Raw genomic sequence first — 23,940 nt, forward strand, 5'->3', positions numbered from 1 at the left:
GGGCTGTCCGATCCGCGCGGTCGTGGGGGGATTTGGAAGTCGGGGCTCGCTATGGTCGCGGCGGCGACCGGTTGCCCACTGCCGTGGCCGACATCACCTCGTGTCCTTTCGCGCGAAAGGTGACGGTGGCGGGGCGCACGGACGCAGTGCTTCCTGCCGGAACTTGCGGAGGACCGCAAAGTCTCGATTCAGAGTTGCAAATTTCTTACATTTGGTTGCCCAGATGTTACATAGACCCCACGATGCAGTCAATGGGTCGGAAAAGCCGGACGGAAGGTGACAGGTCTGTGCCGTCCCCGAGCAGGGCCTACCTGGGGATACTTCAAGTGGACGCCGGTCCGTAGCCGGTCCTGGCGCCCTCCCGCGGGTCCCCCAACTCGCGAAAGGAACCCGGCAGAGGAGCCCTCATGTTTCTGCCCCCCAAGCGCTCGCTCGCGGTGTTGGCCGTGCCGCTGGTGAGCCTGTCGGCGGCCCCCGCCGCCGCGACAGCCGTACCGCAGACCGCTGCCGTTCAAGAGGCCGTGCACGCGGCCGTTCCCGCGGCCGTTCCCGCGGCCGTTCCCGCGGCCGCTTATGCGGCCCCGCGCCTGGCGACCCTGGTCGACGTGCGCGCCGCGCACCAGCCAGGGCTCGACCGGGTCGTCTTCGAGTTCCGCGGACCGCTCCCGGCACGGCGGAGCGCACGCTACGTGCCGCGGCTGATCGCCGACGGCTCGGGCCGTACGGTCCCGGTGGCCGGCGACGCGATCCTGGAGCTGCACTTCGGCGGCGCGACCGGCCACGACACCCATGGACACTCCACCTACGGGCCCTCGCGTGAGACCTTCGCGCTGCCCGCCGTGATCCAGGTCGTCAACGCGGGCGACTTCGAGGCGGAGCTCACGTTCGGCATCGGCCTGTCGCGGAAGTCGTCCTACCGCGTCTACACCCTCACGCGTCCGAACCGCGTGGTCGTGGACATCAAGACGCCCTACCGGACGGTGCCGGTGCGCACCTACTTCCTCGACTCCCGGGCGTACGCGGCGGGGCGGCGGACGTACACGGCGGCGGTGTCGCGGCCGGTGGTGCCGCCGTCCACCGCGCGCGGCGCCCTCCAACGGCTGTTCGCCGGGCCGACGCAGGCGGAGTACGCCAAGGGGCTGCGGTTCGTCGCCTCGGGAGCCACCGGCGTCCGTTCGGTCGTCATCCGCGACCGGGTCGCCCACGTGCGGCTCACCGGCTCGCTCCGCGGCGGCGGGTCGACGTTCACCGTGGCCGACGAGATCACGCCCACGCTCAAGCGGCTTCCCGGCATCCGCTGGGTGAAGATCTACGACGCCGACGGCCGCACCGAACGCCCGAGGGGGCACTCCGACTCCATCCCGGAGAGCCTCGAACCATGACACCACGAGGGCCGGGCCACCCCCGGCCCTCCTCTCGTGAAGAAGCCCGACGCGGGGTCAGTGCCCTGCGACGTGGAGGTGGACCTTGGAGAAGTCGCAGGCGGCCAGATGGTCCTTGCGGATGCCCCAGATCAGCCACGCGCCGTCGCCCCACCGCATCCCGGTCCTGCTGTCCTCGGCCAGTTGCAGCAGCGTGACCCACTGGCGCGCCTCCTCCTGGAAGGCCGGATCGCCGTAGGAGCCGGTGCCGGCGGCGTGTGCCGCGACGACCTCGATCGGGCCTTGAAGCGCGTCGGAGTATCCGCCCACCTGGTGCGGCGGCCCGTCCCTTCCTCCGTCCTCGAACAGCTGGAGCTGATATTCGAAGAGCTCACAGGTGTCCTCGTCCAGCACGTGTTCCCACACCTTCTCCTCGGCCTCCTGAAGACTGCCGAAGACGTCTACGAGGACGGGGTGATCACGTGAGGGCCAGGTCGGCTCGGTGGCCCCGGTGAGCGGCAGCTCGGGGTACACCTCGACGCGGTCGTCGGGCGCGGGCCGCTCGGCGACGGTCGTTCCGTCCGGCACGTAGATCACCTGGTGCTCGTCCGCGTCGGTCGTGGCGAAGAACAGCAGCGTGCCGGCATCGGGCAGGGCGATGTCCACCTCGTAACGTGCCAGCGCCCCGCAGTCGAGCTCGGCGAGGAACGACAGCGGCCGGTCGCCGTCGGAGACGGACGGCCATGCCATGTCGTCCGGCAACCTCGGGAGCCCTCCGAGCCGCCCGACCATGGTCTCCCCGTCCTCGGCGGCGGAGAGCCGGATGGCGGGCCGTAACAGTCCGATCAGCCGCTCCGCGCTCCCTGGCGGCAACTCCTCACGCGCGAGCTCCGCGAAGTCGATCATCCAGTCCTTCACGCCGCCCATGATGCTTCCCGCGTACGACAAAACCCGCCGCCCCGAGCGACCGGTCACTGCCGCGTGCCGCGACCGGTCCTTCGGAACCGTTCTTCGGCGGCCACGTCCGCTCGGCATCGTGCGGTGTCATCGCCCTTCCGCCCTCAACGCCTCCTCGATGCGCCTCCCGCTCCGCGAGTGGATGGGGAGCAGGCCGGCGGACAGTTCACGCAGGTCCTTGACGGCGTGACGGTTGACGGCCAGGGCATCGGGCACCGCGTCGAGCGCGACTCGCTCGGCGGCCTCCACGTCACCCGCGAGGGCATGGGCGCGGGCCAGGCAGGTCCCGAACCACGCACGGTCACGCCGGTAGGCCTCGGGCAGGGTCGCCAGCCCGCGGTCGAGGAACCGCACCGCGCGCGTGCCGTCGCCTAGAGCCAGCTCGGCCATTCCCCGTTGCATGTCGAACCAGCCGTCGTCGTAGAAGTACATCCAGGGCGGCTCGTTCTCCGGGTGTTCGCCCGCCGCCCGGATCAGTTCCTCGGCCTCTCCGAGCAGCCGCCGCGCGGGACCCGCCTCGCCCATCTCGGCATGACCTCGGGCCGCCATCTGGGCCGCCATGCCCTGCACGCCGAGGGTCGTGCGCCCGTCGTCCCAGCGCGCGGCCTCCGCCAGCCGTACGCACCGGAGTTGGTCGCCGATGCTCCACGCGAGGTGGGCGCGCATGCTGAGCGTGGTGGCGGCCAGAGCCGCGTCCCCCGCCTCCAACGCCCAGCCGTGCGAGCGGTCATACCAGGCGAGCGCGGCGGCATGGTCGCCGGAGTCCTGGCACATCCAGGCGATGAACTGGGCGTACTGCCCGAGCATCGAGACCACGCGGTCGGCGAGCGGCCCCGGAGCCCCCTGCGCGAGCACGGTGATCGCGTCGAGCTGGGCGCGTACGACCGGTAGCAGCGGGCCGCTCCCCAAGGTGTCCTCGACGCGGCGATGCTCGCTCAGGCAGCGTTCGAGCCACTCGATCGTGGGGGCGTCCACGCGCTGCGGACGTTCGATGGCCTTCGTGATGCGCTCGTACAGGTCCGGGTCGGTCCTGACCTGTGACACACCACAGAGCCGTCGTCCCTGCTCCAGGGTGCGATGGGTTAAGGATCATGCGCAGCGATGCCGGGCGCCTGTGGGCGTCCCGGGAGCGTCCCTTGCCCGCAGTTCAGCGTCTCTCGGCAGGACAGCGCTGCGCGAGGAAAACCGGCCGAATCCGCCGAAAGCGCATGAGTCGGTCGGAAACTGCTGTGACGGCAGGCACGCTACGGGCCGGCCCGATGTCCGAGGCGCACGCCTCGGTGCCGTCCCAAACCTCATGAAGTCCGGGGCGGACGGAGTAACCGGATTATTTGACGGGGTGACGGAAGGCGAGGCGTTGAGTCAATATTGATCCGTCTGTATACCGACGGGTGGAGGTAGGGGCGTGCGCGTTGCGCGGGTGGCGGTGACGTTCTTGCTGGTCGGCGGATTCGTTTCGAGCTGCGGCAACGGTCCGACACTCCAGGCCGCAACCGCCGAGCTACAGAAAGACCTGCACCGCCTGCAAAGCGACGGATTTTTCAAGAACCCGTTGACCAAGTTGAGGATCGTTGAGCGTCCGGACAGGGATCTGCCCTGCGACAAGGGCAAGTTCGAGCGTGTCTTTCGTGCGACTGCTGAATATGGGCCGGAGATTTCGGATGCCGACCGCCAGCTCGATCTCGCACAGTCATTGATGGAAAACGTACTGTCCCAGGCTCTCCATTATACGATCGCCTTCGATCTGAGCCAGGCGGACTGGAAGGATGCTCGGCTGGTCGAGGGCCGGAAAGACGGCCCTGGAATCACTATAAAGGTCGTCGTGGTGCCGGAATCGCCTACCTTCCGGCTGGTGGCGAAAACTGATTGCCTACCTCCCTCATAGGATCCTCATCTCCAGATCCGAATGGCTTCCTTAGCCTGTTCGCTCGTGATTCGGTCTGCGGCATCCTCGGCCTTCTGGTCGAGTGCCGTGCTTTTGTCCATCCATTGTTCGTAGGGAGTCAGTTTCACCCGCAGGACGCTCTCCCAGCTGTTCCCCGTCCGGACCCCCTCCTGCTTGGCCTCGGCCACTAACTCATCGAAGGTCTTGAGGTGTCCTGTTTTCGCGCTGATCAACTCGGCCGGTGGCTTGCTGGCGGGGTATCCCGCATGATGCAGAAGGTACGCCATGTCGTACTTCTGGCGCAGAGCGAAGTCCGCTCGGGCCCCGGTGAGTTCCTGCACACGGGTTTCGAAGCTAGCGGCCCAGCCATCCAGCCATCTGCTCACAACATAGGTCTTGGCCAAGGTCCAAGCGGTCTCCGCAAACGGAACGGGAACCTTATCGATTCCCAGGGCCATCGTGTTTTTGACAATATCCCGAATCAGGCTGTCTGTGGCGTCCTTCTCGCCGCGAACCTCTAGTGCGGCCTTGAATTCGAGTCCGGCGAGATCGCCGAACATTTTCGAAGCTGATTGAAATAGGGCGTCATCTCCTGCGGCATCAAGACGGGCGGCATGAGTCAGGATGTCATAGCGGAAGAGGGCGGCGGTCTTGTCGAAGTCGTCGGTGAGTCGTTCTTCGCCGGCGAATGTCTGGAGGAAACGGTAGGTGTCGCCGGGGCTCAGGTAGAAGGCGGGCGTGACGCCAGGAATCGGGACCCACTTGTCGGGCAGTGTCATGCCCGAGGTGCGGTAGACGGCTTTGTCGAATCGGGCGCCGGAGGCGAGTTCGTGGATGTACGACTTGGCGATTGAGGCCATGGAGTCTCTGGCGGTGTCCGGCAGGTCCTTGCCGAAGGAACCGGTCGCGAGCATGGCGTCCAGAGCGAACGCGGCGGCCTCCGCCGAGTGCTTGCCCGGCTTCTCTGTCGTGGCCTCGCTGCCCGTCTCCATGACCCGGCCGAACGCGTCGGCGACCTCGGCACCTGTCGCATAAGAATTGGCGTAGTCAAGGAACCGCTTCATCTTCTCGACCTGGGTGAGCTTGACCTCGTCGCCGCCCATCTGGGCGAAGGCGGCGCGGGCGGCCTTGCCGTCCCCGGCCAGGACCTCCAGCGCGAGTGCGACCGTGTCGGAGGAGTAGCCGTACGTCTGGGACAGGTTCGGGCTGCCGCCACGCCACTCCTGCCGCGGGTTCTTCAGGAAGTCGTCCAGTGCGAGGGTGCGGGCGGCTGCCACACGGACGTCCGTGGGGGCTTTCGCCCCGGCCAGCAGCGCCAGCCGGTTCCACGCCACACCGCGGTCCGCCGGTTTGCTCACCAGCTCGGCCTTCACCTTCTCCATCGCCGGGATGCCGGGGGCACGCAGCGCGGCGCCCAAGGCGGCGCCGAAGGCGGCGAGGTCCTGTTTGGCAGTCGGGCTGCCGGTGTTCATGAGCAGGTTGGGCAGCGTGTCGCGCACTTTCGCCGGCAGCGTGGCGAAGAACGCCGCGGCGGCGGCGGGATCCTTGGCCAGCGCCGCGATTTCCTTGATGTGCTCGTGGGCGAGTTCGCCCTTGGTCTCTACATCGGTGGCGGCATTGGTGAGGATGCCGGTGCCGTACATGAGCCCCAGGTCGCGGCCGGTCGCGAAACTGTCCAGCGCATCGGGCAGCCGGGCGAAGGTGTGGTCGCCGGTGCCGTTCAGCGCCGTGATCAACGTGGCTCGCTCCGAGAGCGTGGGGGCCTGCTTCCTGCCCCAGTCGGCGATGGCGGCGATCTGCGCGAGTGGCATGGTGCTCACGCCGTTCGCACGGAAGAGCCCCTCGAAGTCGGTGGCGAAGGAGGTGAGCCGGTCGGCCGCCTGGCGCAGGTCGGCCGCCATGGCGTTCATCGCCGCCGGGTCGATGCCGCAGAAGTCGCCGCCTAAGGTCGTCATGGCTACCGGGAGTCAGGGGCGTCCGGTCAGCTGGCGCCGGATGAGCTCGGCCTGGGAACGGGTGACCATCGCCGGATGCCGGTGCAGTTCCTCCTCGATCGCGTTGGTCATCTGCCGTACGAGCTGCGCCAGGCGGTGATGTCGGTCGGCGACCTCGGTCGTCCATTTCGCGGCGGTGGGTCCTGTCCAGACCTTGCCCGACTGCATCGACGCGTAGACGCGCTGGTAGGCCTGCCCGACCTCCTGAGATCGGTTGTGTACCTGTTTGAGGAGTTCCACCAATTGTGCGTGGCGAGGGTTGGGCACCATCTCTTCCGCCACGTCAGCCCCCTGTTGCCGCCCGCTGCTCGCCCCTGAACCGCATTTGATGTCAAAGGTAGACATCGCCCTCAAGCGTCGGCAACCCCGAAATAGCCGTGTATATCGAGAGTGAATTCGCTGACGCTTTCCCGTCGTGAAGGCGAAAAACATCCTCCCGAGTGGACCGTATCTCTGCCCCGCCGCACGTCGCCAGTGGGGACGACCGACTGCTTGGAGCAGCAACCCGCGCCCTGACTGTGATCTTTTCTGGCGTGTCGACCGCGTGAGCGCCCGGCCACGTACGTATTCCCGTCCGGTCATCGTGCCGTAACGAAGCGTGGCGATCGTCGTGGGTGACGAGGTCAACGCGGGAGGAGAGCGCTATGGCGTCCATCTTCGATCGGATCGGCGGTTCGGACGCGGTCGCGGCCGTGGTCGAGGAGTTCTACACGCGGGTCGTCGCCGACCCGATGCTGCAGGGCTACTTCGCGGACGTCGACATGGCCAAGCTCAAGGCGCACCAGCGCAGCTTCGTCGCCGCCGCGCTCGGCGGCCCGCAGGAATACCGGGGCAAGTCCATGGACGAGGCACACGCCGGGCTCGCCATCACGGCCGAGGAGTTCGACCAGGTGGTCGTCCACCTGGCCGGAGCGCTGGAGTCGTGCGGTGTGGACGCCGAGACGATCGGCTCGATCGCCGGGGCCCTCGCACCGCTGAAGGAGCAGGTCGTGCAGAGCGCCGTCGCGGCCTGAACAGGCCCGAAGGCCGTCCGCCGGGTGAGACGGCCCTTGACGCTTAACCGGTTCATGGGTGAACTGGGCCGTGATGGAACCGCGATTCGAGGACGTCGCCGCCCTGGACGTGGACCCGGCAAGTGCCCGGATCTACGCGGAGGGCTGGCAGTCGTGGAGCGTCACCGGTGCCCTTCCCCTGGCCGAGACCCCCTATCGGGTGACCCTCCCCAACTCGCTGGTCATCGACTGCCACTACGGCTCGGCCCCGGACGAGGGCGTGTTCCGGGGCGAGGGGCTGCTGGCCGTCGATCCCGGGGACGGCGGCTCCGTCCACGTCTTCGGCGCCGCGAGTGCCGAGACGGCCGCCTCCCGTGTGCCGGTCATCGAGGCACGGCCGTACGGCGGCCGGGTCGTGATCGCGTCGGATGCCCCCGTGGAGCACACGGAGCATCAGGGCGGGCTGGAGGCGGCGCTGGCCCACTGGGGCACCGGCTTCGCCGAGCAGGCCGGCGTACGCCTGCGTCCGTCGCCCACGGTCTGGTGCTCCTGGTACCAGTACTTCTCCCAGGTCACCCAGGAGGACGTCGCCGAGAACCTCACGGCCATGGACGAGCTGGCGCTTCCCGTCGACGTCGTGCAGATCGACGACGGATATCAGGCCGCGCCGGGCGACTGGCTCACGTCCTCCGGCCGCTTCGACGACCTGCCCGGGCTGATCCGGCGCATCCGCGAGCACGGGCGGCGGGCCGGGATCTGGATCGCCCCCATGATCGTGGCGTGCAAGAGCACCCTCTTCGCCGCGCACCCGGAGTGGCTCGTGACCGATCCCGCCGGCGGCGACCCGGTGTTCGCCGGTGACGTCCTCGGGGACTCCTGCGTCGCGCTCGACCTCACCCACCCCGGCGCGGCCGAATACCTGGCGGACGTGCTGCGCACCATGCGCGGCTGGGGCGTCGACTACTTCAAAATCGACTTCGTGTACGCGGGGGCGCTGGAGGGCCGCCGTCACGAGGACGTGACCGGCGTGGCGGCCTACCGCCACGGCCTGCGGCTCATCCGCGAGGCCATCGGTCCCGAGGCGTACCTGCTGGGGTGCGGCGCGCCGATCCTCCCCTCGGTCGGCATGGTGGACGCGATGCGGGTGGGCCCGGACATCGCGGCGTACTGGCAGAACCCGAGCGCACACCCCTCCGAGCCCAGCCAGGCCAACGCCACCAGGAACACCGTCGCCCGGGCGTGGCAGCACGGCAGGTTCTGGATCAACGACCCCGACTGCCTCATGCTCCGGCCCGAGGTCGAACGGCGGGAGGACTGGGCGCGCACCGTCGAGCGGTACGGCGGCCTGCGGGCCTCCAGCGACCGGCTGCGCGGCCTGGACGAGTGGGGGCTGGAGACCACCCGCCGCCTGCTCACCCCCGCCGACCCCACGCCGCTCGTCTGAGCCGAGCCGCGGGCGCGTCGTGTCAGGGGACGAGTCTGAGCTGGGGGCGATTGGCGGGCATGCCGATCAGTTCGCGTACGCGTGCCACGGGCCAGGCGAGCTCCCGGGCCAGCGCGGGCACGGTCAGCCTGGTCTCGGCCGCCGCCATCTCGAACGCCCTGCTGAGCAGGACCGGCTGCTCGCCGGGGTAGCCCGACACCGGCTCGGTGGCGAAGCCCGGCTGGTCGCGCAGCGCCGCGAGCCGCTGGTAGGCGCGTCCGGCCGCGGAGTCGGACAGCAGGCCGACCTCCCGGCACCGATACAGCAGAGAGTCGACCGACACGCCCCAGACGCGGCGCAGCTCCGCCAGCCGCCGCAGGTCGGCGCGGGCGGGCAGGCTGGGCAGGATGCTGTCGCGCGGCGTGAGGAACTCCGCGGCGAAGGAGTCGGCCTCGCGCTCCTGCTGGCTGTCCCCGGCCGCCGCGTCCCCGTGCAGCACCAGGTGCCCCAGCTCGTGCGCGGCGGTGAAGCGGTGCCGATAGACGTCGTCGAAGCGGTTGGGCGTCAGGACGACGATGGGCCGGGGCAGGCTGGAGGTGGAGAAGGCGTCCACCGTGACCGCGTCCTCGTCGGCCTGGGGAAAGACGACGACGATCCCCCGTGACTCCATGTGCCGCACCAGGTGGCTGATCGGCCCGGTGCCGAGCCCCCAGTGGGCCCGCAGCGCGCGGGCCGCGCCCATGGGATCGCGAGGCAGGGCGCTGCCCGAATGCACCTCGCCCCCGGCGAAGCCCGGCAGGTCGACGTAGGGGAGCCGCACCCGTTTCTCCAGCGCGTACGTCAGCTCCCAGACCTGTTCGACGAAGGCCACGGCCTTCGCACGCTGGTAGGCCCGGGTGGAACGCAGGCTGCGGAAGTGCGCCATCGAGCCGTCCAGCTTGCCGTGCGGGCGGCCCGGCAGGAAGAAGGCCGCGGGCACGGCGAGCACCTCGGCGAGGAGCGGGACCAGATCGGGACGCGGCCGGGTGACCCCTGCCTCATACTGGCCGACCGCGGCGGGGGACACCCCGATGCGCTCGGCCACCTCCTTCTTCGTCAGCGCCGCCAGGCGTCGCGCCTGGGTGAGGCGGGTGCCGTCGAAGGCGTCCGCCACGGCCTGCGGGCTGGGCGCAGCGGGGGGAGCGGTGTCCTCGACCAGGCGCAGCCGGTCATCGTCCTTCATCGGCGGCGGCGTCCGGTGCGTACGGCGCCTCGCTCATCGGAGGCACGGCGGTCGCGCGCTCGCGGAGCGGGCGCGGGTTCAGGGCCGGAGCCGGCATCGCGCCCCGGGCGAACGCGGACGCCTCGCCGACGGAGGCCGCCCCGGGCAGCTCGGCCGCGGGCGCCTGGCCGGGGAGCGGAATCGGCTCGCAGTAGTGCCAGCGCAGGTTGCCGGTGCGGTCGAGCAGCTCGGCCTCGCCCCACCACACATCGAGCAGACCGGCCCTGGCGTTGCAGGCGTACGCGATGAGCACGAGGCGGGTGCCCTCGGGCAGCCGGGTGAGCGCGCGGGCTGCCGGAGTCACGGGCTCCGGCAGGGCGGCCTCGACGCCGCCGAGCGTGAGCTGCTCGGCCCAGGGCCGCGGGCCGAACCGGGTGAACAGCGCCTGCACCAGCCCGGACGGCCTGCCGTCGCCGATCCTGGCGTTGACCACGCTGACCGAACGGTCCTTGGCGTAGCGGAAGGGGAACAGCAGGTTGCCGCCGAGCACGACGAGCTCGTGCTGGGAGCCCGGCGGCTTGACGGTGACGACGCCGGGCATGTCCGCGAACGCGTCGGCCAGGGCCTCGAACTTGCGGGACATGAGCGTGAAGCCGAACGGGTGGAGGAGCTCGGTCCGCGCCGTCTTCTGGGCGTCCTGGGCGTTCTCCAGCGCGATCGCCAGCGCCTCGGTCACCCCCTGGCGGATCTGCTCGGCGCGCGGGCCGAACGTCTCCACAGCCCAGGTCGACAGCATCGCCACCTCCGGTGTGCTCCGCACGTGCTGCTTTTTTCAGTGACCGCCATACGCCGGGGACACTTTATTTTCCAACATCATAGTCCCGCGAACGCTTCATGAGTCACCCAGGTCACAGCTCTTCTGGCCGAGAAAGCACCCCGGGCGCGGCCGGAGAGATGGCTATAGTGCCAAATGTCGTGATCGGGGAGGGGAGCGTGGCCGGCGAATGCGCCCGCCGTGCTCCCCTGCCGTACGGCGGGCCGCCGGGAGCGTGTCCGCGTACGGCACGCACAACGGGAGAGCAATGGCACACCCCCCACCTTCCGGTCCATATCCGGGCCGGTCTCCCGTCGATCCCTACGGCGCCGGGCCGTATGGTCCGGGGCAGCAAGGTCCGGGGCAGCATGGTCTGGGGCCGTATGGTCCGGGGCAGCAAGGCCCGGGGCAGCCGCCCGCAGGGCCGCACCAGCCGTGGCCGGGCTATCCGCCGCAGAACCCGCCGCCGCAGCACCCACCGCTGCAGAACCAACCGCCCTTCAACCAGCCGCAGCCGAACCAACCGTCGCCCGGTCAATCACCGCAAGGGTGGCCACCGGGCGCGTACCCCCAGCCCGCCGGGCAGCCGTGGCCGCAGCAATCCCCGCAGCAATCCCCCCAGCAGCCGGCCCAGCAACCGGCCCAGCCGGGTCAATGGCCCGCACCCGGTGGTCCGTACGAGCAGGGCGGGCCGTACGAGCCGGAAGACGACGGCAGGCCGCGGCGGCGAGCCGGGCGGGTCTTCGGCGGGGGCGTGGCCGGGGGGTTCGGCCTGATGCTCCTGCTCGGCGGGGGCGCCGTCGTGGCGCAGGCCGTGTCGAACAGCCACCAGGAGATCCGCAACAAGGAATACGCGCACAACCTGTGGCGCAACGAGCCCGCCGAGACGCTGTTCCCCGCGGCGCTCGGCCGGCAGGATCCGAAGAAGAAAGAGAACGACCCGAAGATCGAGCGCGGCTGGACCAGGGTCGCGATCTCCCCGGACACCTCCTGCGCGAAGGCGCTGTCCGGGGCCGTGGCGAAGGAGGCCGCCCAGCGCGGCTGCGTCGCGGCCCTGCGCGCCACGTACGTGGACGACACGGGCGGCACCGCCGCGACCATCGCCATCGTCATGTTCGGCGACCCGAAGGTCGCCCTCGATCTGGGCGATCTCGTGCACGACAAGGCGGACGCCGACCGGCCCGACCATGCCGTGCACGCCCTCGCCGCCCCGGGGATCACCTGGAACGACGCCGTACGGGCGGGCAGTGGGGGCTACAACGTGCTGGACATCTACACGCCGTGCGCGGTGGTCGCCTCTGCGGGACCGGTGGACGGCAGGAAGGCGGGCCGGCTCCCGCAGCCCTGGGGCAGGCAGAGCTACGACCAGCGCATGGACCGTGAGCCGTGGAGCGCGACGGCCGAAGGGCTGGCCAAGTCCCTCGCCTGGCGGCTGGCGGACCTGACCAACAGGGGGGGAGCATGACCGGGCGCGGGCTCCGCGCCGCCCTGCCCGCCGTTCTGCCCGCCGTCGTCGCGGCGGTCGTGGCGGCGGTCGTGGCGGTGGCGGGTACGGCGGTTCCGGCGCGGGCGGACGCGCCGAGGGACTGGGAGGTCGCGGCCCTGCGGCTCCCCGAGGCGCAGCGTACGGCCCAGGGGGACGGCGTTCTGGTCGCCGTGCTCGACACCGGTGTGGTGGCCAGGCATCCCGCGCTGGGCGGCCGGGTGACGACCGGCCCCGACCTCATCGGGGGCGGCGCCCGGCCGGGCCAGTCCTACTGGGGCGAGCACGGCACCGCGATGGCGTCCGACGTGCTCAAGGTGGCGCCGAAGGCCCGCATCCTGTCCGTACGAGTCCTGTGGGACTGGGAGGACCCCGCGCGGAAGCGGGCGCTGAAGATGACGAGGGACGCACAGAGCGAGAAGGCCGCGCATGCCCTGGCCAACGGCATCAGATATGCCGTCGGCAAGGGGGCGAAGGTCATCTCGATGTCGCTCGGCACCGACGAGTGGGACATCTTCAACGGTTACGAGGAGGACACGGCCGCCGCGGTGGACTACGCGGTGAGCAAGGGCGTCACGATCCTGGCCAGCTCCGGCAACGGCGGCTCGACCAACCCGCTGGAGAAGGACGCCAACAACAAGGTGTCCTACCCGGCCGCCTATCCCGGGGTCATCGGGGTGGGGGCGCTGGGGCCCGACGGCCGCCGGACGGACTTCTCCCAGGTGCACACCTACACCACGGTCGCGGCCCCGGGCATCGACATCTACAGCGCCAGGAACACCGGCGGCTATCAGTCGGTCGACGGCACCTCCCCGGCCTGCGCCCTCACCGCCGGAGTGGTCGCGCTGGCGCTGTCGCGCAATCCGAAGCTCACACCGGGGCAGATCCGTTCCATCCTCACCAGGACCGCCCGGCATCCGGCGGGCGGGTACGACACGTTCGTGGGCTTCGGCCAGGTCGACGCGGCCGCCGTGGTCGCGGCGGCCGGCTCTCCGGGGAAGTCCGCGATCAAGGCCGTGCCGTACAAGGGGAAGAAATACTTCGGGAACGGCCCCACCGACGCGCCCATGACCCACCCGCCCATCGACAGCGAGTATCTGGTCATCGGCGGAGGCGCGGGAGCGGCCGGGCTGCTGCTGCTGTTCGTCGCCTTCGTCCTCTTCCGCCGCCCCAAGGCCCGAACCCTGCCGCCCGGGACCTGAGCACCGCTCCTTATGGTGAGGTATGGGGGAGATCCTGGTCGGCACGGCGTCCTGGACCGACAAGACGCTGCTGGAGTCGGGCTGGTATCCGCCCGACGTCACGACGCCGGAGGAGCGCCTGCGCTACTACGCGCGCATGTTCCCGCTGGTGGAGGTCGACTCCACCTATTACGCGCCGCCCGCCGAGGCCACCGTACGGCTGTGGGCCGAGCGCACGCCCCCGGAGTTCGTCTTCGACGTCAAGGCGTTCTCGCTGCTCACGCGGCATCCGACCCGGCCGGCCGCGCTGCCGAAGGACCTGCGTCCGAGCGAAGGCGGCAAGAACCTGTACGCCCGCGACCTCGACCCGAAGGTGGTGGACCAGGTCTGGGAGCGGTTCGTCAGCGCTCTGCTGCCGCTGCGCGAGGCGGGCAAGCTCGGGGCGGTGCTCTTCCAGTTTCCCCGGTGGTTCCCGATCGGCCGGGCCAACAAGCACTACATCCTGGAGTGCAAACGGCGCTGCGAGCCGCTGCGCATCTCGGTCGAGTTCCGCAACCACACGTGGATGAGCGAGGACAACCAGGCCGAGACCCTCGACTTCCTCCGTTCGTACGCCATCCCGTACGTGTGCGTGGACATGCCGCAGGGTTATCCGGACTCGATCCCGCCGGTCGTCGCGGCCACGTCCGACCTGGGGGTCGTGCGGTTCCACGGGCACAGCGACAAGTGGACCAGTCATGACGTCCACGAGCGCTTCGGCTACCGCTACTCCCTCGACGAGCTCGAACAGTGGGCGCTGCGGCTGCGCGAGCTCGGCGGCCAGACGTCCACGACCCACGTGCTGATGAACAACTGCTACCGCGACTACGCGCAGACCAACGCCCGCCAGCTCGCCGCCGTGCTCGCGCGTTTGCCAGACTGCGACGTACGCCCCCGGCCGGACGGCGACCGGACACTCGAGGAAGGGACCCGATGACGGACCTGCCCAAGATCAGCGCGCCGGCCACGCGAGCGCTCGCGAACGCCGGCTACACCGATCACCCGGCCGGCTCTGGAGAAGCTCGCGCGGGCGACCGAGGCCGAGCTCCTCGCGCTGCACGGCATGGGACCGAAGGCGATGTCCGTGCTCCGCCGGGCCCTGGAGGAGCACGGTCTGTCCTTCCGCGATCGGCCGACCGCGTAGTAGGAGTCCACCGCCGCCTGGTCGTGTTCCCCACTTCACCGTCGGGGCGCTCACTCCCGCCGGGGTCGTGCCGAAGGCGCGCGATGAACGCTTCCCTGGTCGCGCCTGGTCGCTTCGCTCTCGCGCGTTCCTCAGTCCAGATCGCTCGGCTCGTTCGTTGTGTAATTGGGGCCGGCGCGGTCGTCGGCGGTGGCGGGGTCGGTCAGGCCGGGACCGGTGAGCACCATGCGGGGCCCAACCCCGGTGACGTGCGCCCGACGGAGTTCGTGCGCCAGGTGGTGTGCTGCCGACGGCGTATTTCGCCTAAAGTCACCTGAATGGCAGCAAACCCCTCTCGGCTGGCGTGGCTGGACGCCTTACGCGGGATCGCCGCTCCGGCCGTGGCGCTGCACCACTCGGCCTGGACCTTCATCCCGGCCGTGTGGGCGGAGGTGGACCGCCGGGTCGACGTCGGCACCTGGGGCGTCTTCGTGTTCTTCCTGGTCAGCGGCTACATCATCCCTGCCTCGCTGGAACGGCGGGGCGACCTGCGGGCCTTCTGGACCGGGCGGGCGTTCCGGCTCGTCCCGCTGCTGCTCGCCGCCCTCGCCCTCGCGCTGCTCCTCGCGTACGCCGGGCTGTTCGAGTCCTCGCCCGGCCTCGACAGCCGGCCGCCGCCGCTCGTCGCGCTGGCGAACCTCACGATGCTGCAGGAGCTTCTCGGCGTCCCCTCGGTGATCAACGTGATGTGGACGCTCTCCTACGAGATGGCGTTCTACCTGATGACGGCCGGGCTGTTCGCCGTACGGCAGGCGCACAGGTCGGCGCCGATCGCCATGGTCCTGGCGGTGGCGGCCGTGCCGCTCGGCCTGCTCATGCCCCGCGCCACGATCAACGGCGGCGCGGACCTGGTCGCCGCGCTCATGGGCGTCGCGGTGATCCTGGTCATCGTCGTGACCGTGACCGCGAACGGCCGCCTCAGGACGGCGGCCGCGGTGATCGGCGGCCTGCTCGGCCTGGCGCTGGTGATCCTCGGCAGCCGGATCGGGGCAGGGCAGGGCCTGGTCATCGCGGCGACGATGTTCGCCGGGACCGCCGTGTGGCGCGCCGAGCAGGGCGCGCTCCGGCCGCTCTGGGCCGTCGCCGCCCTGCTGATGGTCATCGTGAGCGGCGTCCTGGTGGCGCGTGAGCGCGCCTGGGCCGCGGCGGTGCTGCTGGCGGCGGCCGTCTTCGTGCTCGCGTTCCGGTTGCGGCACCGGCCGTTCCCCCGGTGGCTCGCCCACCTCGGCGTGATCAGCTTTTCTCTCTATCTGCTGCACCCGCTCCTGCTGCGCGTCGTCCCGAACCTCCCGGTGTTCTTCCTCGTCCTGCTGGTGCTCGGCCAGGTGGCGTACCGGTTCGTGGAGGCCCCGGGCCAGGGCCTCGGCCGCCGCCTGAACAGGAAGATCCGCGCCGCCGGGCCCGAAGCCGTGAGGGGCGAGCACGCGCACTCGCCGGGTGGTGCGTGACTCGCGCTCAGCCGGGTGGTGCGTGACTCGCACTCAGCCGGGTGGTGCGTGACTCGCGCTCAGAGGAAGGCGGCGACCAGGGCGACGATCAGCGCGAGCAGCTTCGGGCGTTGGGCGCGGTCCCTGACGTGCTTGTCGCCGAACCGGCCCGATCGAACGCCCAGGAGAAGCACCCCGAGAGGAATCCCTCCGGCACACTGCCGCGGTCAGCGCGCCCCAGGCGACACCGGTCCAGCCATCGCTGATCGCACCCATCACCAGCGGTAGTCCTATGACGATGTGCGCGGGCGCGAACACCTCGGTCAGTCCGCGGGCGAGACGGTTCTCTCCCTGTCGAGTCTCTCCCTGACGACTCTCTCCCGGGCGACCTGCCTGTACGCCGCCGCGACCTGCCGAAGCCACTGCGTCTCCCTTCCGATGTCACCGGACGGAACCGCGCACATTGCCGATGATCTAGGGGAAGCTTGGTCGGGCATCTTCTCACCCCTGTCCACCTTGTACGCGAAGCGGCGTGAGGCACCGTGCGCGAGGCGGGGTGAGGCACCGTACGCGAGGTGGCGTGAGCACCGTACGCGAAGCGGCCTGAGGCGCCGCGCCGTACGCGAGGCGGCGGAGGAGCGGAAACGCGAGTCCTTCGGTCAGGTGGCGTCGGCGAGCGCGTCCAGGCGGGCCATCTCCTCGTCCGTGAGACGCAGCGCGGCGGCGGCGACGTTCTCGGCCAGGTGATCGGGGTTGCCGGTGCCCGGGATGGCCAGCACGTGCGGCCCCTGCTGGAGCGTCCAGGCCAGCCGCACCTGCGCGGGGGTCGCGCCGTGCGCGCGGGCGACGGCCAGCACCTCCTCCAGGTCCGTGCCGCTCGTCCCCTTCTCCCGGCCGTCGCCCGCGATCGCGAAGAACGGCACGAAGGCGACGCCCTGCTCGCCGCAGGTGCGCAGTTGCCCTCGGCTGCGGGTGAAGCCGATGCCGTACCGGTTCTGCACGCTCACCACCGGTGCGATCGCCTGGGCCTGCGCGAGGTGCTCGGGCCGGACGTTGGAGATCCCCAGGTGCCGGATGAGACCGGCCTCGCGCAGCTCGGCGAGTGCCCCGAAGTGTTCGGCGATCGAGTCGAGCCCCGCCTGGCGCAAATAGACCAGGTCGAGGTGGTCACGGCCGAGCTGGCGCAGGTTCTCCTCGACCTGGCCGCGCAGCTGGTCGGGCCGGGCGAGCGGCAGCCACTCGCCGGACGGGTCCCGCCCCGGGCCCACCTTCGTGGCGATGACCAGGTCGTCCGGGTACGGCGCGAGCGCCCGGTTGATCAGCTCGTTGGCCGAGCGCAGCCGCGAGAAGTAGAACGCCGCCGTGTCGATGTGGTTCACACCGAGCTCGACGGCGCGCCGCAGCACCGCGATCGACCGTTCGCGGTCGCTCGGCGTGCCGAGGTCGAAGGCGGCGCTGCCCGTCAGGCGCATCGCCCCGAACCCCATCCGGTTGACCGTGAGGTCGCCGAGCCGCCAGGTCCCCGCGTCCGACGCGCTGATCGTGGTTGTGTTCATCGTTCAAGGATGCCCGTTAAAGGCCCATGCCGTCGGCGAGGGCGTCCATGACCGCGTCGAGGAGGGCGGCGCCGCCGTGCCCCACGCCGGCGAACTGCCCCTGGACCTCCAGGCTCACCACGCCCTGGAGCTGGGCCCAGGCCATCACGGTGCCGGTGAGTGCGGTCGCCGCGTCCCCCTCGGGGGCGAACGCGCGCACCCACTCGGCGACCGCCGGGGTCCCCTGCATCCATTTCCCCATCTGCTCCCGCAGCGGTTCCGCCCCCGGCCGGCAGCGCCCCTCGGCGAACACCGGCAGGAAGGGCCCGAGCACGTTCCGGGCCCGCAGCACGCTTTCCGGGGGTGCCTCGTGGCCGGGCGAGGGCGTCCCCGCCAGCAACTGGAACAGGCGTGGATTGGCCACGGCCCATTCGCGGAAGGCCCGGGCCAGCGCGTGCAGCCGCTCCCGGGGCGCGCCCTGCCCGACAGCGGCCCGTACGGCCGCGGCGACGTCGTCGAAGCCCATCAGGATCAGCTCGGTGAGCAGCTCGTCGCGGCTGCGGAAGTACTTGTACAGCGCCGGTCCCGTCACGCCGAGCTTTTTCGCCACCGCGTTCAGGCTCAGCGCCGCCGTCCCGCCCTCGCCGATCTGCACGAGAGCGATCTGCTTGATCTCCGAACGGACCTGCTCCCGGTAGCGCTGCCGCGGCGTTGACATCCCCTCATTATGGTGAGTACCTCTCATCAGCGCCTCCCGGCTCATCGCCGGATGTCCCGTACGCGAAAAATGTCCCGTACGTGAAAAAGGGCCGGACTCCCGGGGAAGAGGAAGTCCGGCCCAACGCGGATCCGTGCCGGCTGACCCGGCCGTTCCAGCGGTCAGGGGGTGTAGATCTCCTGCACCTTGACGATCACGCCGCGATAGACGGTGATGAGCGCCGGACGATGCGCGTGCTTCATCCGGGAGATCAGCTCGCTCTGGGAGCACCTCTTCGACCCCAGGCCGCCGTGCTTCACCGTCACCGTGGTGCCCTTGCACCCGGTGGCGCTGTAGAACACCACGTTCTTGGCCACACGAGAGGCGTAAGCCGTCACATCACCCTCGGGCGGGCCCTCGAACCGCCCCTCCGTGTGGCCGGTCTTGTCCTTCACCCACCTGATCGGCTCGTACTCCGCCACCCCGGACCGGTAATACGTGACCCAGCCCCGCAGGATGCCGTCGTGCCGGGGCGAGATGTGCTTCGTGAAGTCATGGTGCGGGTCGGTCTGGAACGACGTGCCGTACGGCTTGGGCGCGGCGAACTTCGGCGCGGCGGACTTGGGCGCGGCGAACTTCGGCGCGGCGGACTTGGGCGCGGCGGACTTGGGCGCGGCGGACTTGGGCACGGCGGCGGCGTCGGCCGGGAGCGCCGCGGCGCAGGTCAACGCGGCCGCCGCCGCGGCGGCGGGGAGGACAAAGCGGAGCGAGAGGGCGTGCTGCATGTCCTGTTGGAGTCCGGATCCGGCGGAAAGGTTCGTCCGATCGGCCGGATTTCCGTACGCGCCCATGCGCAGGCCCCGCGACGGCCGTTCATCGGTCGCCCGTCGGCCGTCTGGCGGGTGTGGAGTGCGGGCGACGCCTCAGCGGGCCCCGGGCTCGTCCGGCCGCGCGGCTTCCGCGGTGGCCCTGAGCCGGGCGTTCTCCTCTTCGAGCGCGCGCAGCCGCGCTTCGGCGTCCGGGACGGCGGGTGCCGTACGGGCCTGGGTGACGGCGGTGTCGGCCTCGTCGCCGAGCCTGCTGGTCTCGTTCTTGAAGATCCGCAGCGACTGCCCGAGGGCCTTGGCGGTGTCCGGCAGCTTCTTCGCACCGAAGAGCAGCACGAGCACCACCAACACGATCATCCAGTGAACAGGGCTCAGCGAACCCATGGCTCTCCTCTGGTCGTCGTTTTGCCTGCTCACAGGCTATGCCATCGGACGAGAGGCCGGCCGCGCGGGCTGCCGGCGAGACGGCGGCCGGCCGAAGGGCGGGGTGCCGGCGTCGTCAGGCCGTCCGGACGTCGTCCGGTCGTCCGGCGGCCCACCACCTGCGGGCCGGACTGCCGGCCGACGCACAGGGGGAGCGGGGCGGAGAGCGAGGGCGTCCCGCGCCTCGGCGCCGCATGCGGCGATTCCCGGCGTCGGCAGTTGCTTTCCGGGCCCGGAGTGATGAAACTTTCGTGTCTATTTCGGAAAAGTCCTCCCGAGAGTAACGGTAATCACGCCGCGAACAGCACCGTTCTTATCCGCCACGAAGCGGCTGTCGCCCCATCCGATTTGGGCCTTGCAGCGCTGCAACATTTCGGTGTTTCTTCGAAAAAATTCAGCTCACGCTCGTGTCAGCGGTCCTTGCCGGGCCGGTGACAGGTCCGGGATCCTCAGAAGGAAGGACGCACTGTCGTGAAACGCCTCAAGGTCTCGGCAGCAGCAGTGGCACAGGCTGCCGCAGTCCCCATCGATGCCGGCCGGCCCTCCCGCGGGGGCTGCCGATGATCGGCGACATCTTTTCGAGCGGCGTGCGCCGCGGCCTGTTTTCCGGCGGCACGGGCGTGCGTCGCGGGCTCGTCGTGGCCGCCGTCGCCGCGCTTTCGCTGGGTCTCGCGGTGGTCGAGATCCCCGGTGGCGACGCCGGTGCAGGCGCGCTCGCGCCCTGGTCGGCGCAGGCGGCCAATGCCGCCGCCGGCGTCGAGGACGAGGGTGCCGACTGCCCGGTGCCCGACCTGGGACAGCCGGTGTCCAACTCCAGGCTTCCCGATCCCTTCAAGAAGATCAACGGGCAGCGCATCACGTCCAAGTCGGACTGGCGATGCCGCCGCGAGGAGATCAAGAAGCAGGCCGAGCGCTACATCTACGGTGAGAAGCCCGGCAAGCCGGCCGGCGTCACGGGCACGGTTTCGCGGACCAGCATCACCGTGAACGTGTCCGCCAACGGCAGGAGCTCCAGCTTCTCCGCGTCGGTGGACGCGCCGAGCGGCAACGGGCCGTTCCCGGCCGTCATCGTGTACGGCGGCTTCGGCGCGGACACCGCCACCATCAAGGCGAGCGGCGCCGCGGTGATCAGCTACGACCCGTTCTCGGTCGGCAGGGAAGGCACTCCGCGCAACAACAAGCAGGGCGCCTTCTACAGCATCTACGGCTCCTCCAGCAGCACCGGCCTGCTCGCCGCCTGGGCGTGGGGCGTCAGCCGCATCATCGACGTCATCGAGCAGTCGGGCGGGAGCATCCTCAAGGCGGACGCGACCGGCGTCACCGGCTGCTCGCGCTACGGCAAGGGCGCCTTCGTGGCCGGCGTGTTCGACCAGCGCATCGCCCTGACGATGCCGATCGAGTCGGGCAGCGCCGGTGTTCCCATCCTGCGCGGCATCGCCCAGGAGAGCGGTGCGCAGCCGCTGAGCAGCGCCTACTCCGAGCAGCCGTGGCTGGGTGACGCGTTCGGCTCCTTCACCGGCAACCCGAACGGGCTCCCGGTCGACACGCACGAGATGGTGGGCATGATCGCTCCGCGTGGTCTGTTCATCATGGAGAACCCGCACGTCGACTGGCTGGGCGCCCAGTCGGGCAGCGTGGCCGCGCTGGCCGGAGCCGAGATCTACAAGGCGCTCGGCGCGGGTGACAACATCAGCTACTGGTCGGACGTCCAGGACGGCACGCACTGCGCCAGCCGGTCCGAGTGGCGCACCCCGCTGCAGCAGAACATCCAGAAGTTCCTGCTGAAGACGGGCAACGCCCCCGGCGTGTTCCGGATCTCCTCCAGGAAGTCCGGCAACCTCTCGCAGTGGAAGGACTGGACGACCCCGACCCTGTCGGATTCCAACCCGTCCCCGAGCCCGTCCCCGAGTCCGTCCCCGTCCCCGTCTCCGAGTCCCAGCCCGACCCGCTCGCCCAGCCCCAGCCCGTCCCCCAGCGGGAACACCAGCCCGAGCCCGTCTCCCAGCCCGAGCCCTTCGCCGTCCGGCGGAGTGAGCGGCGCGTGCTCGGCGACGATCCAGGTGGTCAACTCCTGGTCCGGCGGCTGGCAGGGCGAGGTCACGGTGCGCGCGGGGAACTCCCCGATCAACGGCTGGACCGTGAACTGGACCTGGCCCGGCGGGCAGACCATCACCCAGATCTGGGGAGGCGTACGCTCGGGCTCCGGCTCGACCGTGGCGGTGCGCAACGAGTCGTGGAACGGCTCGGTCGCGGCCAACGGGAGCACGACCTTCGGCTTCCTCGGCAGCGGGACCGCGGCGACCCCGACGGCCACCTGCACCAGCCCGTGATCCACGGGTGATCCGACGTACGGCAGGACACTCGGCCGGACGCTGACGATCAGGGCCCGCGGCGACCACGCCGCGGGCCCTCCTGTGTGTACGGGCCGGGGCTCGGTCTCCGCCAGTGTCATCAGCGCCCGAAGATCACTACCCGAAGATCACTGCCCGAGGATCAGTGTCCGAGGATCAGTGTCCGAGGAGCATGACGACGCCGACGATGACGAAATGGATGAGCACCGCGAGCACCAGGACGCTGGCGAATATCCACTTGGCGGGGCCGTGCTCGAAGTGCTTGCTGTCCTTCATGGGCGGCCGCTTGGCGACGCGGTCGGCGATGCGCTCTTCCAGACTCTTCCTACGGGCCATGACACTTCCTGTGTTCTCGGCGCTGCTTAGTGCACTAACAGTTAGTGTACTAATCGCCTAGCATGGCCATGGAGGTGCACATGAGTGACATTGGCGACATCGTCGACCCGTTGGCCCTGGAGAACCAGGTCTGCTTCGCCCTGGCGGTCGCCTCGCGGTCGGTCATCGGTCTCTATCGGCCCCTGCTCGAACCGATGGGCCTGACCCACCCGCAATATCTGGTGATGCTGGCCCTCTGGCAGCACGCGCCGTTGTCGGTGAAGGACCTCAGCCGGATGCTGGCCCTGGAGCCGGCGACGCTGTCGCCGCTGCTCAAGCGCCTTGAGGCGGCAGGCTACGTCGAGCGCCGCCGTGCCAGTGACGACGAGCGTTCCCTGGCGATCGTGCTGACCGACGAGGGACGCGCGCTGCGCCGGCAGGCCGAGAAGGTCCCGGTGGCGATCGTCGAGCGGCTGGGGATGGAGCTGACCGAGCTGCAGAGCCTGCACCAGGCGCTGACCCGGGTGATCGCCGCGGCCAACGGCGCCCACCTCGCCGAACTGCCCTGATCACCCACTGACCGCCCGCCGATCGGGCCGCTGATCACCGCTGATCGGCCCACCGCACCATCAGCAGGTCGCACAGCTCCGTCCCCTGGCGCGAGCGCTCGCCCTGCCGTACGTGGGCGTCTCGGCGTCGCTGCGGCCGAGTCGGCCTGGAATGCCGGCTCCATGGCTCCGCCGACATCCTCCGCGCGACCGGCGGCTCATTCCCGAGTCGGCCCCCGGAACGTCGGCTCCATGGCTCCGCCGAGATCCTCCGCGCGACCGGGGGCCCATTCCCGAGTCGGCCCCCGGAACGTCGGCTCCATGGCTCCGCCGAGATCCTCCGCGCGACCGGGGGCCCATTCCCGAGTCGGCCCCCGGAACGTCGGCTCCATGGCTCCGCCGAGATCCTGTGCGACCGGCGGCTCATTCCTGCGGGATGACCCGCTCTCCTTCGCCCACGGGCTCCTCGAAGCCCGCCACGTATGACCGGAGAAGCTCGTCGGACACCGTGACACTGTTCGGGCCGCTCAGGGTGTTGCGCGCCGCGAGCCGCCGGCGCAGGGTCTCCGGGCGAGCCTTCAGGTAGAGGAGCTCCCACCGATATCCGTGACTCTCGATCAGTGCCTTGTACCGGTCGCGCGTCGCGCGCCTCCAGAAGCTGTAGTCGAGGACCACGCTCCGGCCTGCCCGCATCAGGCGCACAAGCTCCTGCCACAAGTCATCCTCGGCACGGGCCTGATGGTCCGCGTACTCCTCCGGGTCGAGCTCGCCGCCGTCGCGCCCGAGCCGTGCCCAGACGGCCTCGTCGATGGACAGCCGGACGTAGCCGCGTCGCTCCAGCTCCTGCGCGTACGTCGTCTTGCCCGAACCGGCGATGCCGCACATCATCACGACGCGCCGCTCCGTCTCGTCCTCAACCCGAGGAACGGGACGCCCTGCGCTGAGGTGGCCAGGAATGCCGGTCATGCCCCGAGTCTCGTCGTTTCCCGGGTTTTCGGCGCTTGCCGGGTAGTGCCTCCGCGCCCTCTGGGCGACGCCTTGTCTGCCCCTGGCAGGGTTTGTCGAGCCACAGTTCCTGCCATGGCGTGACCGGCAACGGCTCCTGGCAGGGCTTGCACGGCGGCGAACTATCCCGTGACCTGGGCGATTCCCTCAATCTGTGATCCCAAGAGATTCTTAGTTGATCTTGCACAAGCTCCGGAGGCAGGAGAGAATTAATACAAGTTTTCGAATCGCTTGATGGAGGTGTGATGGATCTGTTCGACATCGATCCTGAGCGCCTTCGTCATTCGAATGGCCCCGAC

Annotated in this window: 23 protein-coding genes; 10 read left to right on the forward strand and 13 right to left on the reverse strand. The window is 70.1% G+C overall.

Annotation, left to right across the window (positions count from 1 at the left end):
* The first annotated feature begins 407 nt into the window (after window positions 1-407).
* Complete coding sequence (locus FLV34_RS11815; protein WP_147943074.1) at window positions 408-1,382, forward strand: GerMN domain-containing protein; 975 nt, start codon at window positions 408-410, stop codon at window positions 1,380-1,382.
* A gap of 57 nt (window positions 1,383-1,439) precedes the next feature.
* Here the strand turns inward: FLV34_RS11815 and FLV34_RS11820 are convergent, their stop codons facing one another.
* Both FLV34_RS11820 and FLV34_RS11825 read right to left on the reverse strand, forming a co-directional pair.
* Complete coding sequence (locus FLV34_RS11820; RefSeq protein ID WP_168066178.1) at window positions 1,440-2,279, reverse strand: YwqG family protein; 840 nt, start codon at window positions 2,277-2,279, stop codon at window positions 1,440-1,442.
* Between the two features lie 126 nt (window positions 2,280-2,405).
* Complete coding sequence (locus tag FLV34_RS11825) at window positions 2,406-3,362, reverse strand: XRE family transcriptional regulator (RefSeq protein ID WP_147943075.1); 957 nt, start codon at window positions 3,360-3,362, stop codon at window positions 2,406-2,408.
* 361 nt (window positions 3,363-3,723) lie between these two features.
* Between FLV34_RS11825 and FLV34_RS11830 the strand changes: the two genes are divergently transcribed.
* Window positions 3,724-4,203: a hypothetical protein gene (locus FLV34_RS11830; RefSeq protein WP_147943076.1), complete on the forward strand. Its 480-nt coding sequence runs from the start codon at window positions 3,724-3,726 to the stop codon at window positions 4,201-4,203.
* A 5-nt stretch (window positions 4,204-4,208) separates the two neighbouring features.
* On the opposite strand, the gene FLV34_RS11835 is transcribed toward FLV34_RS11830, so the two are convergent.
* Both FLV34_RS11835 and FLV34_RS11840 read right to left on the reverse strand, forming a co-directional pair.
* Entirely contained in the window at window positions 4,209-6,158 is a 1,950-nt protein-coding gene (locus FLV34_RS11835; protein ID WP_147943077.1) for a hypothetical protein, read from the reverse strand.
* 12 nt (window positions 6,159-6,170) lie between these two features.
* Complete coding sequence (locus FLV34_RS11840) at window positions 6,171-6,479, reverse strand: hypothetical protein (protein ID WP_142652162.1); 309 nt, start codon at window positions 6,477-6,479, stop codon at window positions 6,171-6,173.
* A 362-nt stretch (window positions 6,480-6,841) separates the two neighbouring features.
* Between FLV34_RS11840 and FLV34_RS11845 the strand changes: the two genes are divergently transcribed.
* Both FLV34_RS11845 and FLV34_RS11850 read left to right on the forward strand, forming a co-directional pair.
* A complete protein-coding gene (locus tag FLV34_RS11845; RefSeq protein ID WP_147943078.1) occupies window positions 6,842-7,210 on the forward strand; it encodes a group 1 truncated hemoglobin in 369 nt (122 codons plus the stop codon).
* Between the two features lie 73 nt (window positions 7,211-7,283).
* A complete protein-coding gene (locus FLV34_RS11850) occupies window positions 7,284-8,633 on the forward strand; it encodes a glycoside hydrolase family 36 protein (RefSeq protein WP_147943079.1) in 1,350 nt (449 codons plus the stop codon).
* A 22-nt stretch (window positions 8,634-8,655) separates the two neighbouring features.
* Here FLV34_RS11850 and FLV34_RS11855 read toward each other — a convergent pair whose 3' ends face one another.
* The 3 genes from FLV34_RS11855 to FLV34_RS11865 form a co-directional block, all read right to left on the reverse strand.
* A complete protein-coding gene (locus FLV34_RS11855) occupies window positions 8,656-9,834 on the reverse strand; it encodes an ImmA/IrrE family metallo-endopeptidase (RefSeq protein ID WP_185949107.1) in 1,179 nt (392 codons plus the stop codon).
* Window positions 9,821-10,633: a hypothetical protein gene (locus tag FLV34_RS11860; RefSeq protein ID WP_147943080.1), complete on the reverse strand. Its 813-nt coding sequence runs from the start codon at window positions 10,631-10,633 to the stop codon at window positions 9,821-9,823. Before FLV34_RS11860 ends, FLV34_RS11855 begins: the two co-directional genes overlap by 14 nt.
* 532 nt (window positions 10,634-11,165) lie before the next feature.
* The gene (locus FLV34_RS11865; protein ID WP_147943081.1) at window positions 11,166-11,456 is read right to left on the reverse strand and encodes a hypothetical protein; all 291 of its coding nucleotides are present in this window, start codon (window positions 11,454-11,456) and stop codon (window positions 11,166-11,168) included.
* On the opposite strand from FLV34_RS11865, the gene FLV34_RS11870 reads away from it, so the two are divergent.
* The 4 genes from FLV34_RS11870 to FLV34_RS11890 all read left to right on the forward strand — a co-directional run bounded on the left by FLV34_RS11870 (window position 11,442) and on the right by FLV34_RS11890 (window position 15,961).
* Window positions 11,442-12,092 carry a hypothetical protein gene (locus tag FLV34_RS11870; RefSeq protein ID WP_147943082.1) on the forward strand — a complete coding sequence of 217 codons (651 nt, stop codon included), beginning with the start codon at window positions 11,442-11,444 and terminating at the stop codon, window positions 12,090-12,092. The genes FLV34_RS11865 and FLV34_RS11870 overlap by 15 nt on opposite strands.
* Window positions 12,089-13,312 (forward strand): S8 family serine peptidase, encoded by a 1,224-nt coding sequence (locus FLV34_RS11875; RefSeq protein ID WP_142652170.1) that lies wholly within the window; start codon window positions 12,089-12,091, stop codon window positions 13,310-13,312. The genes FLV34_RS11870 and FLV34_RS11875 overlap by 4 nt, the downstream gene beginning before the upstream one ends.
* Before the next feature lie 22 nt (window positions 13,313-13,334).
* A complete protein-coding gene (locus FLV34_RS11880) occupies window positions 13,335-14,267 on the forward strand; it encodes a DUF72 domain-containing protein (protein ID WP_142652172.1) in 933 nt (310 codons plus the stop codon).
* 524 nt (window positions 14,268-14,791) lie between these two features.
* Window positions 14,792-15,961, forward strand: coding sequence for an acyltransferase (locus tag FLV34_RS11890; RefSeq protein WP_147943083.1), 1,170 nt, complete (start codon window positions 14,792-14,794; stop codon window positions 15,959-15,961).
* Window positions 15,962-16,599: 638 nt separating this feature from the next.
* Here the strand turns inward: FLV34_RS11890 and FLV34_RS11895 are convergent.
* The 4 genes from FLV34_RS11895 to tatA form a co-directional block, all read right to left on the reverse strand.
* Complete coding sequence (locus FLV34_RS11895) at window positions 16,600-17,496, reverse strand: oxidoreductase (protein WP_142652178.1); 897 nt, start codon at window positions 17,494-17,496, stop codon at window positions 16,600-16,602.
* Between the two features lie 16 nt (window positions 17,497-17,512).
* Window positions 17,513-18,193: a TetR/AcrR family transcriptional regulator gene (locus FLV34_RS11900; protein WP_142652180.1), complete on the reverse strand. Its 681-nt coding sequence runs from the start codon at window positions 18,191-18,193 to the stop codon at window positions 17,513-17,515.
* A 161-nt stretch (window positions 18,194-18,354) separates the two neighbouring features.
* Window positions 18,355-18,957: a hypothetical protein gene (locus tag FLV34_RS40375; RefSeq protein ID WP_187280611.1), complete on the reverse strand. Its 603-nt coding sequence runs from the start codon at window positions 18,955-18,957 to the stop codon at window positions 18,355-18,357.
* 138 nt (window positions 18,958-19,095) lie between these two features.
* Window positions 19,096-19,383 carry a Sec-independent protein translocase subunit TatA gene (tatA, locus tag FLV34_RS11910; protein ID WP_147943084.1) on the reverse strand — a complete coding sequence of 96 codons (288 nt, stop codon included), beginning with the start codon at window positions 19,381-19,383 and terminating at the stop codon, window positions 19,096-19,098.
* Between the two features lie 599 nt (window positions 19,384-19,982).
* Between tatA and FLV34_RS42330 the strand changes: the two genes are divergently transcribed.
* Entirely contained in the window at window positions 19,983-21,752 is a 1,770-nt protein-coding gene (locus FLV34_RS42330) for a cellulose binding domain-containing protein (RefSeq protein ID WP_147943085.1), read from the forward strand.
* A 177-nt stretch (window positions 21,753-21,929) separates the two neighbouring features.
* Here FLV34_RS42330 and FLV34_RS11920 read toward each other — a convergent pair whose 3' ends face one another.
* Window positions 21,930-22,109 carry a hypothetical protein gene (locus tag FLV34_RS11920; protein WP_142652188.1) on the reverse strand — a complete coding sequence of 60 codons (180 nt, stop codon included), beginning with the start codon at window positions 22,107-22,109 and terminating at the stop codon, window positions 21,930-21,932.
* A gap of 80 nt (window positions 22,110-22,189) precedes the next feature.
* On the opposite strand from FLV34_RS11920, the gene FLV34_RS11925 reads away from it, so the two are divergent.
* A complete protein-coding gene (locus tag FLV34_RS11925; RefSeq protein ID WP_142652190.1) occupies window positions 22,190-22,657 on the forward strand; it encodes a MarR family winged helix-turn-helix transcriptional regulator in 468 nt (155 codons plus the stop codon).
* Between the two features lie 402 nt (window positions 22,658-23,059).
* Here FLV34_RS11925 and FLV34_RS11930 read toward each other — a convergent pair whose 3' ends face one another.
* The gene (locus tag FLV34_RS11930) at window positions 23,060-23,602 is read right to left on the reverse strand and encodes an ATP-binding protein (RefSeq protein WP_147943086.1); all 543 of its coding nucleotides are present in this window, start codon (window positions 23,600-23,602) and stop codon (window positions 23,060-23,062) included.
* Window positions 23,603-23,940: the final 338 nt, after the last annotated feature.

This window comes from Microbispora sp. CSR-4 (assembly GCF_008033685.1).
Taxonomy (GTDB): domain Bacteria; phylum Actinomycetota; class Actinomycetes; order Streptosporangiales; family Streptosporangiaceae; genus Microbispora.

Coding starts and splice junctions, on each gene's coding strand:
- FLV34_RS11815 (WP_147943074.1), top strand. CDS start 408: ATGTTTCTGCCCCCCAAGCGCTCGCTCGCGGTGTTGGCCGTGCCGCTG.
- FLV34_RS11900 (WP_142652180.1), bottom strand. CDS start 18,193: ATGTCAACGCCGCGGCAGCGCTACCGGGAGCAGGTCCGTTCGGAGATC.
- FLV34_RS11890 (WP_147943083.1), top strand. CDS start 14,792: ATGGCAGCAAACCCCTCTCGGCTGGCGTGGCTGGACGCCTTACGCGGG.
- FLV34_RS11845 (WP_147943078.1), top strand. CDS start 6,842: ATGGCGTCCATCTTCGATCGGATCGGCGGTTCGGACGCGGTCGCGGCC.
- FLV34_RS11930 (WP_147943086.1), bottom strand. CDS start 23,602: ATGACCGGCATTCCTGGCCACCTCAGCGCAGGGCGTCCCGTTCCTCGG.
- FLV34_RS11855 (WP_185949107.1), bottom strand. CDS start 9,834: ATGAAGGACGATGACCGGCTGCGCCTGGTCGAGGACACCGCTCCCCCC.
- tatA (WP_147943084.1), bottom strand. CDS start 19,383: ATGGGTTCGCTGAGCCCTGTTCACTGGATGATCGTGTTGGTGGTGCTC.
- FLV34_RS11920 (WP_142652188.1), bottom strand. CDS start 22,109: ATGGCCCGTAGGAAGAGTCTGGAAGAGCGCATCGCCGACCGCGTCGCC.
- FLV34_RS11895 (WP_142652178.1), bottom strand. CDS start 17,496: ATGAACACAACCACGATCAGCGCGTCGGACGCGGGGACCTGGCGGCTC.
- FLV34_RS11925 (WP_142652190.1), top strand. CDS start 22,190: ATGAGTGACATTGGCGACATCGTCGACCCGTTGGCCCTGGAGAACCAG.
- FLV34_RS11835 (WP_147943077.1), bottom strand. CDS start 6,158: ATGACGACCTTAGGCGGCGACTTCTGCGGCATCGACCCGGCGGCGATG.
- FLV34_RS40375 (WP_187280611.1), bottom strand. CDS start 18,957: ATGCAGCACGCCCTCTCGCTCCGCTTTGTCCTCCCCGCCGCCGCGGCG.
- FLV34_RS42330 (WP_147943085.1), top strand. CDS start 19,983: ATGATCGGCGACATCTTTTCGAGCGGCGTGCGCCGCGGCCTGTTTTCC.
- FLV34_RS11875 (WP_142652170.1), top strand. CDS start 12,089: ATGACCGGGCGCGGGCTCCGCGCCGCCCTGCCCGCCGTTCTGCCCGCC.
- FLV34_RS11850 (WP_147943079.1), top strand. CDS start 7,284: ATGGAACCGCGATTCGAGGACGTCGCCGCCCTGGACGTGGACCCGGCA.
- FLV34_RS11880 (WP_142652172.1), top strand. CDS start 13,335: ATGGGGGAGATCCTGGTCGGCACGGCGTCCTGGACCGACAAGACGCTG.